Origin of the sequence: Herbaspirillum rubrisubalbicans (genome assembly GCF_003719195.1) — a bacterium.
GTDB classification, from domain to species: Bacteria; Pseudomonadota; Gammaproteobacteria; order Burkholderiales; family Burkholderiaceae_D; genus Herbaspirillum; species Herbaspirillum rubrisubalbicans.
In genome coordinates this window covers 5,315,487-5,329,064 of the sequence record NZ_CP024996.1, presented here as the reverse complement: position 1 = coordinate 5,329,064, position 13,578 = coordinate 5,315,487, and the positions used below count along the sequence as shown (strand labels likewise).

Here is a 13,578-nt window from a genome sequence, read left to right as displayed (position 1 = left end):
GCAAGGAGACGACAACATGAGAAAGATCAAGCGACACGCACGCCGCATCGGCGCCACCGCCCTGCTGGCGGCCACACTCTGCCCCGGCTTGGCCAGCGCCTTCGACCAGCCGTCCGTCAACATGGGCGGCACCAGCTTCTTCGACGGCGCCCCGCTGCCGGGCGGGCCGGGATTCTATTTCATCGAATACCTCAGCTATACCAAGGCCACCAAGCTGGTCGACAACAACGGCAACCGCATGGGGTTTTCGAGCACCCAGGACATCAGTGTCTTTGTCCCCACCAGCCAGTTCATCTTCGTCCCCCAGGGCGCCAAGTTCGGCAACAAGCAACTGGGCTTCCAGGTGCTGGTGCCGTGGGTGGCCCGCGCCAAGGTGGACGATGGCGCCAACAATGCCATCCTGCGCGGCAATACCGGCATCGGTGACATCAGTGCCGGGGTGTCGGTGCAGTACGATCCCATCATGGGCAAGCAAGGGCCGCTCTATGCGCAGCGTTTCGAACTGCAATTCATCCTCCCCACCGGCGCCTATGACCGCAATGCCACCGTCAACCCGGGCAGCAATTTCTGGTCGTTCGACCCGTACTGGGCCGGCACCTTGTGGGCGAGCGAGAACCTGAGCTTCAGCTGGCGCCTGCACTATCTCTGGAACGCCCGCAACAACTCCCCCAGCGCCGCCTTCGGCAACAACGTCACCTCCACCCAGGCCGGCCAGGCGGTCCATGCCAACTTCGCCGCCGAATACGTCCTCAATCCGACCTGGACGGTGGGCGCCTCCGGTTACTGGTTGCAGCAGATCAGCGATACCCAGGTCAATGGCGCCGACGTCAGTGGCCGCCGCGAACGGGTGGTGGGATTGGGACCGGCGGCGATGATGCGGCTATCCGATCGCGACTCGCTGTTCTTCAATGTCTACCAGGAATTCGCCGTACGCAACCGGGCCGAGAACAGCAAGATCCAGATCCGCTACGATCATCACTTCTGATATCTGAGTTCTGACCTCAGAGTTCTGAGCTCTTAGTTTTTGGTTCTGACCGACCGGCTTCATCACCGGCCTGGCTCTGCCTGCATTGCGGTAGCAGGCAGAGCCATGGTTTTACTATTGCCCTGATAGTCCCTGCCGATTGTTCCAGATCGAGGAACACTCAATTCTCTCCAGCCTGGTTTTTCTCCCTCACGTGCTTGCGTAGACTTCAGTCCATCGGCAAGTAAAACCACCAAGAGGAATGCATCATGTTGCAGCAACTGTTCTCGCGTAGCCTGTCCGTCTATCCACGGCTCTACCTGCAATTTGCCGCGCTGGTCGGTTTGCTCATTGCAGCCGAGTTCAGCTTGAGCACACTGTCCATGATGCTGACCCAGCGCGCCGTCTATCGCGTCTCGCAAGGCGTGCGCCAACGTCGGGCCGCGTTGCGCCAGGCGCGCAGTGGCCACCTCGACGGCGACTGTTGTGCCTGAGCGTCGGCCGGGAAGAACCGGGCCATGAAACGACAACGGCGCGCCATTCTTGCAGATGGCGCGCCGTTGTCGTTGCGCGGGGCCGCTTTGCGCTGTCCGTACTACAGCCCGCGTTCCAGCAACTGCAACTGTTCACGAAAGGCCGATTTCAATCGATACAGTTGCGCCGGTCGATGCGCGCCGCTGGCGTCGAACTGGCCATCGACAGCGTCCAGCATATCCATCTCGCTCATCTTGCGGCGGAAGCTGACCTTGTTGATGGTTTCTCCCAGCAGGATTTCATAGACCCGCTGCAACTGCGGCAAGGTGAACGCTTCACCCAGCAGATGGCAGGGTAGGGAGGAGTACTGGCTCTTGCTGCGCAGGCGCGAGACCGCCGTGTCGATGATGGTGCTGTGATCAAAGGGCAGCGGTGGCAAGCGGTCCACGCTGTAGAGGCGCACCTGGCTGCGTTCGGCCTGGGCGATGGTGGCCGCAGGCACCAGCGCGTAATAGGCAATCGACACCGACCAGCCGCGCGGATCGCGCGCCGCACCCGAAAAGGTCGCCAATTGTTCCAGGTAAGGCGCGGCGATGCCGGTCTTGTCCAGCAGCACGCGGCGCGCCGCATCGCGGGCGTCGGCGTCGGCCTGGGTGTGGATGTAGCCGCCGGGCAGGGCGGTCACGCCCTTGAAGGGCGCATGTTCGCGCTTGAGCAGCGCCACCTCCAGCCCATCGGCTGCCAGCGTGAGCAATGCCACATCGACCGTGCAGATCACCGGATCCATTTTCCTCCTCGACGTTTCCCCGTTTGCCAGTCTGGAAGTCTAATGGCACTTAGTGTCATTGTGAATCTATTTATTGTATTTCTTTAAATGATTTTTGCCAGGAAGGTATTGGGTCTGTATCAAGAACGTTTTTGTTAGTTGCAAAAGTAAATTAAGTGGTCTACACTGGTTTCACCGTAACCCGCTGGACTCAGCATTCATCAAAGGTGAATACCATGAAGCGCTCCCTGCACCTGCTCGTCATTGATCCGCAAAACGATTTCTGCGATCTGCCAGCGTCCTGGCTGCCGGTCGATCCGGTGGCCGGTGGCGTGCTGCAGCCGGCCTTGCCGGTGACCGGCAGTCATGCCGACATGCTGCGCGTGGCGCGCCTGATTGAGCAAGGCGGCGCCGGCTTGTCGGCCATCAGCATTACCCTCGACGCACACCACCGGTTCGACATCGCCCATCCCACCTTCTGGCGGTGCGGCGATGGCGCAGCGCTCGCGCCCTTCACCCAGATCGAGGCGGCCCAGGTGCGCGCCGGCCTCTATCTGCCGCGTGACCCGCAGGCCCTGCCGCGCACCCTGGCCTACCTCGATGCGCTGGAAGCGGCCGGGCGCTACCGCCTCATGGTGTGGCCGGTGCACTGCGAGATCGGCAGCTGGGGCGCCGCCGTCCATGCCCAGGTGCGGGCCGCCTACAACCGCTGGGAAGCCGATTCGCTGGGCATCGTCACCAAGCTGGGCAAGGGCAGCAACCCCTGGACCGAACACTATTCAGCCGTCATGGCCGAAGTGCCCGACGCCGACGATCCCGATACCCAGCTCAACCGTGGCTTCATCGCCACCCTGGCCCAGGCCGATTGCGTCTACATCACCGGCGAAGCCGGCAGCCACTGCGTGCGGGCCACCACCGAGCATATCGCCGCCAACCTGGATGCCGCCGGGCGCGCCCGGCTGGTGCTGGTGACCGACTGCATGAGCCCGGTGGCCGGGTTCGAAGCGCAATACCGCGACTTCCTGGCCGCCATGTCCGAGGCCGGTTTGAGGCTGGCCAGTTCGGAGCAGGTGTTGCAGGAGCTGCAAGCCAATTTCTGACATCCTCCAGATTCCGATTCGATCCTGAACCGACCCACAACAAGGAGTGCCCATCATGGCGCCCGTCGTCCGCAGTCTGCTCGAAACCGATCTCTACAAGTTCACCATGTGGCAGGCGCTGCTGCATAGCCACCCCGGCGCCCAGGCTGAGTACACCTTTGTCTGTCGCAATGAACCACAGTTCCCGCTGGCCGAACTGCAGCAGGAGGTGGAGCGCGAACTGGATCATCTCTGCCGCCTGCGCTTCCAGCCCGAGGAACTGGCCTACCTGGCCGGGCTGCGCTACATGAAGAGTGACTTCATCGACTTCCTGGCGCTGTTCCGTTTCCAGCGCAAGTTCATCCAGGTCCAGACCCGTGGCGAGCAACTGTGCATCGTCGCCCGTGGGCCGCAGGTGCATGTGATGGGCTTCGAGATCTTCGTGCTCTATATCGTCAACGAACTCTACTTCCGGCGCCTGGGCACACCGGCCACGCTGGTGGAGGCCCGGCGGCGCCTGCAGGACAAGCTCGCCTTGCTGCACGAACTGGCCAGCCAGCCTGCGGGCCGGCACCCCTTCGAGTTCTTCGACTTCGGCGTGCGTCGACGCTACTCCGGCGCCTGGCAGGAAGAAGTGGTCGCGACCCTGGCGCGCGAGGTGCCGCATTATTTCAAGGGCAGTTCCAATGTCTGGCTGGCCATGCAGTACGATCTGGTTCCCATCGGCACCATGGCCCACGAATACCTGCAGTCCTACCAGGCCTTCGGGGTGCGCCTGCGCGACTTCCAGAAGGCTGCGCTGGAACATTGGGTGCAGGAATACCGGGGTGACCTGGGCGTGGCGCTGACCGACGTGGTCGGCATGGATGCCTTCCTGGCCGACTTCGACTTGTACTTCGCCAAGCTCTTCGACGGCCTGCGGCATGACTCGGGCGACCCCTTCGAATGGGGTGAGAAGGCCCTGGCCCACTACCGCAAGCTGCGCCTGGATGCCCATACCAAGCGCCTGGTGTTTTCCGATGGACTGGACCTGCCGCAGGCCATTGCGCTGTATCGCCACTTTTCCGACCGTGCCATGACCGGCTTTGGCATCGGCACCAACCTGAGCAACGACACCGGCATCCCGCCGCTGAACATCGTCATGAAGCTGTCTTCCTGCAATGGCCAGGCCGTGGCCAAGCTGTCTGATTCGCCGGGCAAGACGCTGTGCAAGGATGAAACCTTCCTGGCCTACCTGCGCCAATTGTTCGGCATCGCCGCCCCGGCGCCCGGCGCTATCTGAACGCAAGAAAGGATCTCTCATGCTTCGCATCGCCATCGCCCAATGCAATCCCACCATCGGTGATTTCGACGGCAACCTCGCGCTGCACCTGGCGGCCCTGCAGCGTGCCGCGCGCGCCGATGCCGACCTGCTGGTCTTTCCCGAACTCTCGATCTGCGGTTATTACCCGGGCGATCTGCTGGAAGAACCGCGCTTCCTGGGCCAGGCCGAGCAGGCCTTGCAGCGCCTCATCGCCGCCACCCGCGACTATCCCGGCTTGACCGCCGTCATCGGCGCGCCGCGCCGCAATGCCGGTCCCGGCAAGCCGCTCTTCAATGCCCTGCTGGCCCTGCGCGAAGGCCAGATCGTGGCCGAATACCACAAGCAGTTGCTGCCGGTCTATGGCGTCTTCGACGATGGCCGACACTTCGAGGCCGGTCCCGAAGTGGCTTGCGTCCTGCCGTTGAAGGGACAGCGCGTGGGCTTCCTGATCTGCGAGGATGGCTGGAACGATGAGCTGCGCAGCTATCGTATCAATCCCTTCCAGCGTCTGGCCGAGGCCGATGCGCAATTGGTGGTGTCCATCAATGCCAGCCCTTCCGACATCGGCAAGCGCAGCCAGCGCCATGCCCTGTTCCAGGCGGCTTGCCTGCGCCGTCAGATGGCGCTGCTCTACGTCAACCAGGTGGGGGGGCAGGATCAACTGGTCTATGACGGCGGCTCCTTCGCCATGTCGCCCACGCAGGGACTGGCCTTCGAGGCGGCCCGCCTGGCCGAGGATTTCCAGGTGCTGGCCTTCGAGGAGGGACGATTCCTGCGCAGTGACGGCAGCAGCGATGCACTGCCGCTACAGCAGGCTCTGGCCACGCCCGAATTCCAGCGCCGTCAGATCATCCTCGGCCTGCGCGACTATGCCCGCCGCTGCGGCTTCGGCAAGGTGGTGGTCGGCAGTTCCGGCGGCATCGATTCGGCACTCACCATCGCCTTAGCCGCCGAGGCGCTGGGTGCGCACAATGTGGTGGCGGTGACCATGCCGTCGATCTTTTCCAGCACCGGTTCCGTGGACGATTCGCAGGAACTGTGCCGTGCCCTGGGTGTGACCCTGTTCCGCCACCCCATCGCCGAGCTGGTGCGTGAATTCGAAGAAGGCTTCGCCCGCGCCTTCGGCGCCCCCTTGCGCGGCCTGCCGCTGGAAAACCTGCAGGCGCGGGTGCGTGGCGCCATCCTGATGGAATACTCCAACGGTTATGGAGCACTGCTGCTGACCACCGGCAACAAGAGCGAAATCTCGGTGGGCTATTGCACCCTGTATGGCGACACCAACGGCGGCCTGGGCCTGATCGGCGATCTCTACAAGACCGAGGTCTATGCCTTGGCGCGGCACCTCAATGCCAGCGCCGATCGCGAGATCATCCCGCGCGCCATCATCGACAAGCCGCCTTCGGCCGAACTGGCGCCCGACCAGCGCGATACCGACAGCCTGCCGCCTTACGAGGTGCTGGACGACATCCTCAAGTGGCACATCGAAGGCACGCGCCTGCCCGCCGACGAGGCGCAGGCTGCGGCGCGGGCGGTGGAGCAATTGCAGGCCAGCCAGCAGGGCGCGGCGCTGGTCGAACGCATCTGCCGCATGGTGGCGCGCAACGAATACAAGCGCCGCCAGTCGCCCCCAGTGATCCGCGTGCGCGCCCGCGCCTTTGGCAGTGGACGGCAAATCCCCATCGCGGTCGCTTATTGAAGCGTCGGCAGGTACAGCCTCAGGCGCAATTCGCGTTCAACAGAAGCAGAAGAAGGAATTTCCATGTCAGCATCCGCTCCACTTTCCCAGGCCGACGCCGCCGTCGTGATCGGTCGCTTCCAGCCCTTCCACCACGGCCATCTGCACTTGTTGCGCCATGCGTTGGAACGCGCGGCCAGCGTCATCGTCGTGCTCGGTTCGGCGTTCCACGCCCGCAATACCAAGAACCCCTTCACCTGGCAGGAGCGCGCCGCCATGATTGCCGGTGCGCTCGCGCCGGCCCAGCGCGAACGCGTGCGCTTCGTCGCTACCCGTGACTACTACGACGACCGTCGCTGGTCGGCCGAGGTGCAGCGGCTGGTCAGCGCAGAGCTTGACCCCCAGGCCCGGGTGTTGCTGGTGGGGCATTTCAAGGATGCCTCCAGCTACTATCTGCGCCACTTCCCGCAGTGGCAACTGGAATCGCTGGAACGTGCCGGCGAAGTGGACGCCACCGACATCCGCCGCGTCTGGTTCGAAGCCGAAGACCTGGAGGTCAGCCTGGACGTGCTGGCGCCCATGCTGCCGGCCAGCGTGCGCCACTACCTGCGCGCCTGGTCGCTGCTGCCGCACTATGCCGCGCTGGTGGAAGAACATCGCCAGTTGCGCAAGTACCAGACCGCCTGGGCCGCCGCGCCCTATCCCCCGGTCTTCACCACGGTGGACGCCGTCATCCGTGCCGCGGGCCACGTCCTGCTGGTACAGCGCAAGGGCTTTCCGGGACGCGGCCTGTGGGCCATTCCCGGCGGCTTCCTGGACCAGCGCGAGCGGCTCATGCAGGCCGCGCTGCGCGAACTGGCCGAAGAAACCAACCTGGCCGTGCTGGAGGTGACGCTGGAAGAAGCGCTGGTGGACGTCAAGATCTTCGATCACCCCGACCGCAGCGCGCGCGGCCGCACCATCACCCACGCGTATTACTTCGACCTGCGTCTGGAACACCTGCCCGAGGTCGAGGCTGCCGACGATGCCGCCCAGGCGATCTGGATGCCCATTGAACGGCTGGTGGCCATGGAAGAGCAGTTCTTCGACGATCACTTCCATATCCTCGATAGCTTCCTCAACCTGACAGCGCCGCATTGATCCCCCTGGCACCGCTGTGATGAAGAGCTGAACCGCTGGCCCGCTTAACTCCTGCTCAACCTATCGGGGGGCGCTCTATGCCAAAATGGCATGAAACGCCTCCCCTTATGCCGTATCGGTATAGTGGTTGGCGTTCCAAAGGATGGGCGCGGCCAAGAATCAGGTGGCCGGCGCCGTAGAGAAGCCGCCTGATCAGCGCGGCAGGCCAACGGGGTAGGCAAGCATGGAAATCAAATGGGTGGAGGACTTCCTCTCGGTAGTCGAAACGCTGAACTTCAGCCGCTCGGCCAAGTTGCGCAATGTCACGCAACCGGCCTTTGGACGCCGCATCCGTTCGCTGGAAACCTGGCTGGGCGCGGAACTGTTCGACCGCTCCTCCTACCCCTGCACGCTCACGCCGGCCGGCGAATCCTTCGTGCCGATTGCCAAGGAAATGCTGAACCAGTCCATGCAGGCCCGACTGGTGCTGCGCGGCCAGTTGGCCGGGGCGCAATCGTCGCTGCGCTTTGCCATGCCGCACACGCTGTTGCTGACGGTCTTCCCCAAGCTGCTCTCGGAAATCGAAAAGAAGATCGGCACCATCACCACCACGGTGATGGCCGGCAACGTCCACGACGCCGTCATGGCCCTGGTGGAGCGCAACTGCGATCTGCTGCTGTGCTATGACCATCGCCAGCAGGGCATCGCGCTCGATACCGAACGTTATGCGGTTCTTTCGCTGGGCAAGGAACCGCTGCGCCCCTATGTCAAGGCCTTACCCAGCGGCTTGCCCAAGTACGTGCTGCCGGGCACGCCCAATGAGCCGCAGCCCTTGCTCGCTTATTCGCCGTATTCCTCGCTCTCGCGCATCGTCGAAAAGGCCTTGCATTCCAGCCAGCGTCGCGTGCACCTGTTCCGTCGTTTCGAAACCGACCTGGCCGAGGGCTTGAAGAGCATGGCCGTGGAAGGGCATGGCATCGCCTGGCTGCCGGCCAGCGCGGTGGCGCGCGAGATCGCCGAAGGCAAGCTCACGCTGGCCATCGCCCCCACCGACAGCGAGGCGCTGGCGCAGGGCTTGTGGTGCGATGAAATGGATATCCGCATCTACCGCCGCCTGGATGGCGCTAACCCCGATATCGACCGTGTCTGGAACTACCTCAAGGCCGAGCACGGCACTTCTTGATGCGCTCAGGCGAGCGCCTTCTTGTCCTTGAGCGCTACTGCCGGCTTGGCCCGCAAGGCGATGGCGGTCGCTACCAGCACAATGGCAATGCCGGCCACGGTACCCAGGGTCACCGCTTCATCCAGCAGCAGCCAGGCCCACAGCGAGGCCGTCATGGGTACCAGAAAAGTCACCGTGATGGCCTTGGTTGCACCTTCGGCGGCAATCAGTTGGAAGAATAGTGCATATGCCAGCCCGGTACAGACTACCCCCAGCACCAGTACGGACAGCAGCGCCGGCAGCGTCCCGGCTTGCAGCGCGTGCGGCACCGAGGGCGCCGCCAGCGGCAGCAGGCACAGGGCGGCGGCGAACTGGCTACCGGTCGCCATGGCGATGGGCGGGATGCCACCGGCACGCATCCGCGTGAAGGTGGCCGCAAAGCCATAGCTGACCGCTGCACCCATGGCGGCCAGCACACCGGCGATGACCAGTGCGTCGGCCGGCGCCGGGCCGATGCCCACCAGCACCGCCACGCCCACCAGGCCCAGCACGAAGGCCGCGGTCCGTAGCAGGCTGAGCCGTTCGCCCATCAGCAGGAAGCCGAACATGGCCGTGAAGATCGGCGCCAGCGAATTCATGGTGGCCATGTAGGCCGAGGGAATGTGCAGTGCCGACCAGGCAAAGAGGGCAAAGGGCAAGGCCGTATTGAACACTCCGATGATCAGGTAGGGCAGCCAGTTGCGGCGCCAGTGCAGCGGCACCCCGCGCACGCGGGCATAGGCCAGCAGCGCGAGCGTGGCCAGCGCGGCGCGGCCGAAGGTGGTCAGCATGGGGCCGAAAATGGGCGCAGCGATACGCATGAGCATGAAGCTGGTGCCCCAGATGGCGGCCAGCAACAGCAATTTGGCGATATTGGATGAGGACATGAGGCTGGGGCTGCCGCACGGGCGGCCGCGGGGATGGCCAATCGGACCATGATTGTACGGCCAGTTCAGGCCACCGTCCCGGTACAGTTACAGACTTTGTACCGTGCCACTTGCCTGGCCACCACAGTCAGTTGGGATGGCCGATCGGAACTGTACATGGAGTGGGCATGGCCGCAAAGCGGATGGGCGCGGTACACTGCGGCCTTGCGCCCCTTTTCCGTTTGCAGGCTTGCCATGGTGTCCCGAAAGAAAAAACTGCTGTTCCTTGCCGCCTTCCTCGGCTGTTTGTTGCTGGCCAGTGTGCCGTTGTTGTCCTTGCTGTTCTATTGATGAACTATTGAACGAGCAAAAAAAGCCCCCGGATCAACGACCAGGGGGCCTAACACCATCACACCAACATTCCTGCTGGTTCGTTCAATAGGGCAGCCGTTGCTCCGGCAAGCTGGCGGCGCGGGCCAGCGGGTGATGCCGCCAGTGGGCTTCGGCCAGCAGGTAGATGCCCACCGAAGACAATCCCACGGTCAACAGCATCAACAGAACGACATTCAGCAAGAAGGGGGTGAACATGGTGATCTCCTCAAGACGACTTCATCTTAGGAGAGCTCATTACATTTGGCTCTAGTGATTTTCCCTAGAAAACTCCCTCGTCGCTCAGGAAATTCCTGAACCGCTGGCCTTGCCGGTCGGCAACCCGTCAATAGCGCTCCAGCCAGTGTGCATACGGCGCCGGCAGCGTCCACGAAGGGCGCTCCACGCCCAGTTCCTTGGCGGCCTGGTAAGGCCAGTGCGGATTGACCAGGTGCGAGCGGCCCACCATCACCAGATCGAGCTGGCCCTCCTTGACGGCGCGCTCGGCCAGTTCCGGCGTGCCAAAGCCCCAGGCCGAGGACACCGGTACGCCGGCTTCGTCGCGCACCCGCTTGGCAATCGGGCCGAGGAAGGCCGGGCCCCAGGGGATCTGCACCTCGGCAATGGTGAAGCCGACGGTTACGCTGATCATGTCCATGCCGCTGTCCTTGAACTGGCGTACCAAGCCGATGGATTCCAGCAGGGTCTGCTCATCGCGGCCATCGTATTCCAGCACCCCGAAACGCACCGTCAGCGCCAGGTGCTGCGGCCATACCTGGCGCACGGCGCGCAGGGTTTCGAGCAGGAAGCGGGCGCGGTTTTCGACGCTGCCGCCATAGAGGTCGTCGCGCTGGTTGGTATGCGCCGAGAAGAAGCTCTGGCCCAGATAGCCGTGGGCGAAGTGCAATTCCAGCCATTCGAAGCCGGCATCACGGGCACGGATGGCGGCGTCCACGAAGTTCTGGCGCACGCGGGCGATGTCCTCCAGGCTCATGGCCTTGGGGACTTTGGGCAAGCCACGGCCATAGGCAATCGCCGAAGGCGAGAGGGTGTCCCAGCCGCGCGGATCATCGGCGGCAATGTGATCATCGCCTTCCCACGGACGGTTGGCGCTGGCCTTGCGACCGGCATGGCCGATCTGGATGCCGGGCACGGCGCCGGCCGCCTTGATGGCTTGCACCACCGGCACGAAGGCTTGGGCCAGTTCGTCCGACCAGATGCCGGTGCAAGCCGGGGTGATGCGACCTTCCGGCGCCACCGCCGTGGCCTCCACGATCACCAGGCCGGCACCGCCCCGGGCCAGGCTGGCATAGTGCGACAGATGCCATGCATTGACCTTGCCATCCACGGCCATGTATTGGCACATGGGCGGCACGGCGATTCGGTTACGCAAGTTCAGCTCATTGAGCTTGAAAGGGGTGAAGAGGGCGGACATGAGGGATTTTCCTGTCAACAATGAAAGAGAATTGTCAGGCAATGCCGATGCGCATTGTCTGCTTCGTTGGTTCGAAGATATTCGAACTATGGAACGAGTATAACCCAAGGTGTATCATCCTGCAGATGCGTCCCTACAAACATCCCGAGATTGCCGAGTTCGTGCTGGAGCGCGTGCTCTATGCACTGAGCGATTCGATCCGCCTGGAGATCGTGCGCCACTTAGCGCGCGTCGAATGCGCGACCTGTGGCGAGCTCGATGGCGGGCGTCCCAAGTCCACCGTCTCGCACCACTTCAAGGTCTTGCGCGAAGCCGGCCTGGTGCGTACCGAGAGCAATGGCACCACCCACATCAATACCTTGCGTAGCGCCGATATCGAGCAGCGTTTCCCGGGCTTGCTCTCGGCCATCCTGGCCCAGCAGGACAAGCTTCCCAGCCGTCGCAAGAAAGCCGCCTGAGGCGCGCTCTGGCGATCAGAGCTTGCCGGTGGCGATATCGGCATCCACGGCAACAAAGGCCGTGGCCATCGCGTATTGTTCCGCTTCCACCGAGGTATTGCCGCGAAAATCCTCACACGCCACGCGCCGGAAGGCGACCGGGTTGTCGTTGCGATGCAGCTGGTAATGGCCGACCCAGGTGCCATCGAGCTGCTCGGTGCTGCTGACCCGGATGAAGTAACCGTGATGCTCGGCCACGTCATTGTCGAGCAGGGTATCGATCACCGCGCGCGCATAGCCGACCCCGGCCACCTGTGCTGAGGCCGCCGAGCCGAAGGGATTGCCGCGCAGGCCGGGTGCCGGCTCGCCGTCGATGGCAACGGTGCAGATGACCTCACCCTCGCGTTGCTGCGTGCAGGAGACGCTGATGTGCTTGCCGCGATAGGTGGCGCCGTAGGTGGGGAACATGCGTACTTTCAAGAGGAATTCCTGGGCCCTATAGTGGCGTGATCGGCCATCCTGGTCAATCGCCGTGCGTTTCCTTTCAAGATCTACAGATGTAAAAAAGGCCCGCATGTTTCCATGCGAGCCTTGCGTTACCACGATCAGTGCAATGGATCAGGAACCGTGCTTGGCAATACCGGCCCGCATCCGGCTCACTTCACTGGCCGAGACCGCACCAGCGTGGTTGCCCCAGCCCTGGCGCACGAAGCTGGCCAGTTCAGCCGCTTCCTGGTCCGAGAGACGATGAGCGAAGCCCGGCATGACCAGGATCGACGGCGCCTTCTCGGTGGAGGGTGTGCGCGCCCCGGCCAGGATCACGTGCAGCAAGGCACTGGGATTGTCGGCATTGACCACGGTGGCGCCATCCAGGGCCGGGAAGATACCCGGTGCGCCACGCCCCGTGACGAAGTGGCAGGCCGCGCAGTTGTCCAGATAGAGCCGCTCGCCCAGGCTCAGGTCCTTGGCCGCAGTGAGCTTCTTGGCGGTGGCCTCGGCGCCTTGCGGGGTGACGCCGCCACTGCTGCTGGCGGCCACCGGCGAGAGCGTCTTCAGGTAGGCGGCGATGGCTTGCAGATCATCGGACTTCAGGTGCGCGGTGCTGTGCTCCACCACCAGGCTCATTTCACCGGCCACCGAGGCGGTCTTGTTGCGACCGGTCTGCAGGTAGTCGACGATGTCCTGCGCGCTCCAATGCGGCATCCCGCGCAATGAAGGCACGGCCCAGCCGTTCAGATCACCGCCCGAGAGGAACTGCGCCTGACTGCTGTCGCTGGCCTTCTCGTTCATGGCCACGCCACGCGGCGTGTGGCAACTGCCGCAATGGCCCAGGCCTTCAACCAGATAGGCGCCGCGCTTGATCTGGTCATTCCAGCCCGCCTGCTCCTGGAACGGCTTGTCATTGGCGAAGAACGCATTCCACAACTTCATCCCCCAGCGGATATTGAAGGGAAAGCTCATGTCGCTGGCCGGTGGCGTGCTGGCCACCGGTTTGACCCCTTGCATGAAGTAGGTGTAGAGGGCATGGATGTCCTCGTCACTCACCTTGGCATAGCTGGGGTAGGGCATGGCCGGATAGAGCTGGGTGCCATCGGCGCGCACGCCATGGCGTACGGCATTGGCGAATTGGGCCTCGCTGTAGTTGCCGATGCCGTGTTCCTTGTCCGGCGTGATGTTGGTGGAATAGATGGTGCCATGGCCGCTGTCGATGGCCAGCCCGCCTGAATAAGCCGGCTTGCCGGCCGCGCTGTGGCAGGCCATGCAGTCGCCGGCGCGCGCCAGGTATTGGCCGCGCGCCACCAGATCCTGGTCGGCCGCGTGCGCCATGGACAACGCACCTAGCGACAAGGCCAGGGTGGCAAACAATGAAGTCAGTTTTTTCATGTTCTC

15 protein-coding genes are annotated in these 13,578 nt (G+C 63.6%); 9 read left to right on the top strand and 6 right to left on the bottom strand.

Annotated elements, in window-relative coordinates; translation table 11 throughout:
- Nucleotides 1–16: 16 nt before the first annotated feature.
- Both RC54_RS23690 and RC54_RS23685 read left to right on the top strand, forming a co-directional pair.
- A complete protein-coding gene (locus tag RC54_RS23690; protein WP_061788543.1) occupies nt 17–985 on the top strand; it encodes a SphA family protein in 969 nt (322 codons plus the stop codon).
- A gap of 248 nt (nt 986–1,233) precedes the next feature.
- Nucleotides 1,234–1,458 carry a hypothetical protein gene (locus RC54_RS23685; protein ID WP_058897244.1) on the top strand — a complete coding sequence of 75 codons (225 nt, stop codon included), beginning with the start codon at nt 1,234–1,236 and terminating at the stop codon, nt 1,456–1,458.
- A gap of 101 nt (nt 1,459–1,559) precedes the next feature.
- Here RC54_RS23685 and RC54_RS23680 read toward each other — a convergent pair whose 3' ends face one another.
- Complete coding sequence (locus tag RC54_RS23680) at nt 1,560–2,225, bottom strand: NUDIX hydrolase (protein WP_061788542.1); 666 nt, start codon at nt 2,223–2,225, stop codon at nt 1,560–1,562.
- 215 nt (nt 2,226–2,440) lie between these two features.
- Here RC54_RS23680 and RC54_RS23675 point away from each other — a divergent pair, with 215 nt between their 5' ends.
- From RC54_RS23675 to RC54_RS23655, 5 genes are all read left to right on the top strand, one after another.
- Nucleotides 2,441–3,304 carry a cysteine hydrolase family protein gene (locus RC54_RS23675; RefSeq protein WP_061788541.1) on the top strand — a complete coding sequence of 288 codons (864 nt, stop codon included), beginning with the start codon at nt 2,441–2,443 and terminating at the stop codon, nt 3,302–3,304.
- Nucleotides 3,305–3,359: 55 nt separating this feature from the next.
- Nucleotides 3,360–4,565, top strand: coding sequence for a nicotinate phosphoribosyltransferase (pncB, locus tag RC54_RS23670; RefSeq protein WP_058897241.1), 1,206 nt, complete (start codon nt 3,360–3,362; stop codon nt 4,563–4,565).
- Between the two features lie 19 nt (nt 4,566–4,584).
- Nucleotides 4,585–6,282 carry an NAD+ synthase gene (locus RC54_RS23665; RefSeq protein ID WP_061788540.1) on the top strand — a complete coding sequence of 566 codons (1,698 nt, stop codon included), beginning with the start codon at nt 4,585–4,587 and terminating at the stop codon, nt 6,280–6,282.
- 63 nt (nt 6,283–6,345) lie between these two features.
- Nucleotides 6,346–7,401 (top strand): bifunctional nicotinamide-nucleotide adenylyltransferase/Nudix hydroxylase, encoded by a 1,056-nt coding sequence (locus RC54_RS23660; RefSeq protein WP_061788539.1) that lies wholly within the window; start codon nt 6,346–6,348, stop codon nt 7,399–7,401.
- Between the two features lie 223 nt (nt 7,402–7,624).
- Nucleotides 7,625–8,563, top strand: a complete 939-nt coding sequence (locus RC54_RS23655) for a LysR substrate-binding domain-containing protein (RefSeq protein WP_017450003.1) — start codon at nt 7,625–7,627, stop codon at nt 8,561–8,563.
- 5 nt (nt 8,564–8,568) lie between these two features.
- On the opposite strand, the gene RC54_RS23650 is transcribed toward RC54_RS23655, so the two are convergent.
- Nucleotides 8,569–9,468, bottom strand: coding sequence for a DMT family transporter (locus tag RC54_RS23650; protein ID WP_058897238.1), 900 nt, complete (start codon nt 9,466–9,468; stop codon nt 8,569–8,571).
- 156 nt (nt 9,469–9,624) lie between these two features.
- Between RC54_RS23650 and RC54_RS25545 the strand changes: the two genes are divergently transcribed.
- Nucleotides 9,625–9,798 carry a hypothetical protein gene (locus tag RC54_RS25545; protein WP_156425896.1) on the top strand — a complete coding sequence of 58 codons (174 nt, stop codon included), beginning with the start codon at nt 9,625–9,627 and terminating at the stop codon, nt 9,796–9,798.
- A gap of 84 nt (nt 9,799–9,882) precedes the next feature.
- On the opposite strand, the gene RC54_RS25540 is transcribed toward RC54_RS25545, so the two are convergent.
- Together RC54_RS25540 and RC54_RS23640 are read right to left on the bottom strand one after the other, a co-directional pair.
- Entirely contained in the window at nt 9,883–10,035 is a 153-nt protein-coding gene (locus tag RC54_RS25540; RefSeq protein WP_164471239.1) for a hypothetical protein, read from the bottom strand.
- A 127-nt stretch (nt 10,036–10,162) separates the two neighbouring features.
- Nucleotides 10,163–11,251 (bottom strand): NADH:flavin oxidoreductase/NADH oxidase, encoded by a 1,089-nt coding sequence (locus RC54_RS23640; protein ID WP_061788538.1) that lies wholly within the window; start codon nt 11,249–11,251, stop codon nt 10,163–10,165.
- Nucleotides 11,252–11,376: 125 nt separating this feature from the next.
- Between RC54_RS23640 and RC54_RS23635 the strand changes: the two genes are divergently transcribed.
- Nucleotides 11,377–11,709, top strand: coding sequence for an ArsR/SmtB family transcription factor (locus RC54_RS23635; protein ID WP_058897235.1), 333 nt, complete (start codon nt 11,377–11,379; stop codon nt 11,707–11,709).
- A gap of 15 nt (nt 11,710–11,724) precedes the next feature.
- On the opposite strand, the gene RC54_RS23630 is transcribed toward RC54_RS23635, so the two are convergent.
- Entirely contained in the window at nt 11,725–12,156 is a 432-nt protein-coding gene (locus RC54_RS23630) for a hypothetical protein (protein ID WP_058897234.1), read from the bottom strand.
- Between the two features lie 150 nt (nt 12,157–12,306).
- Nucleotides 12,307–13,572, bottom strand: coding sequence for a c-type cytochrome (locus tag RC54_RS23625; RefSeq protein ID WP_058897233.1), 1,266 nt, complete (start codon nt 13,570–13,572; stop codon nt 12,307–12,309).
- Nucleotides 13,573–13,578 lie beyond the last annotated feature (6 nt).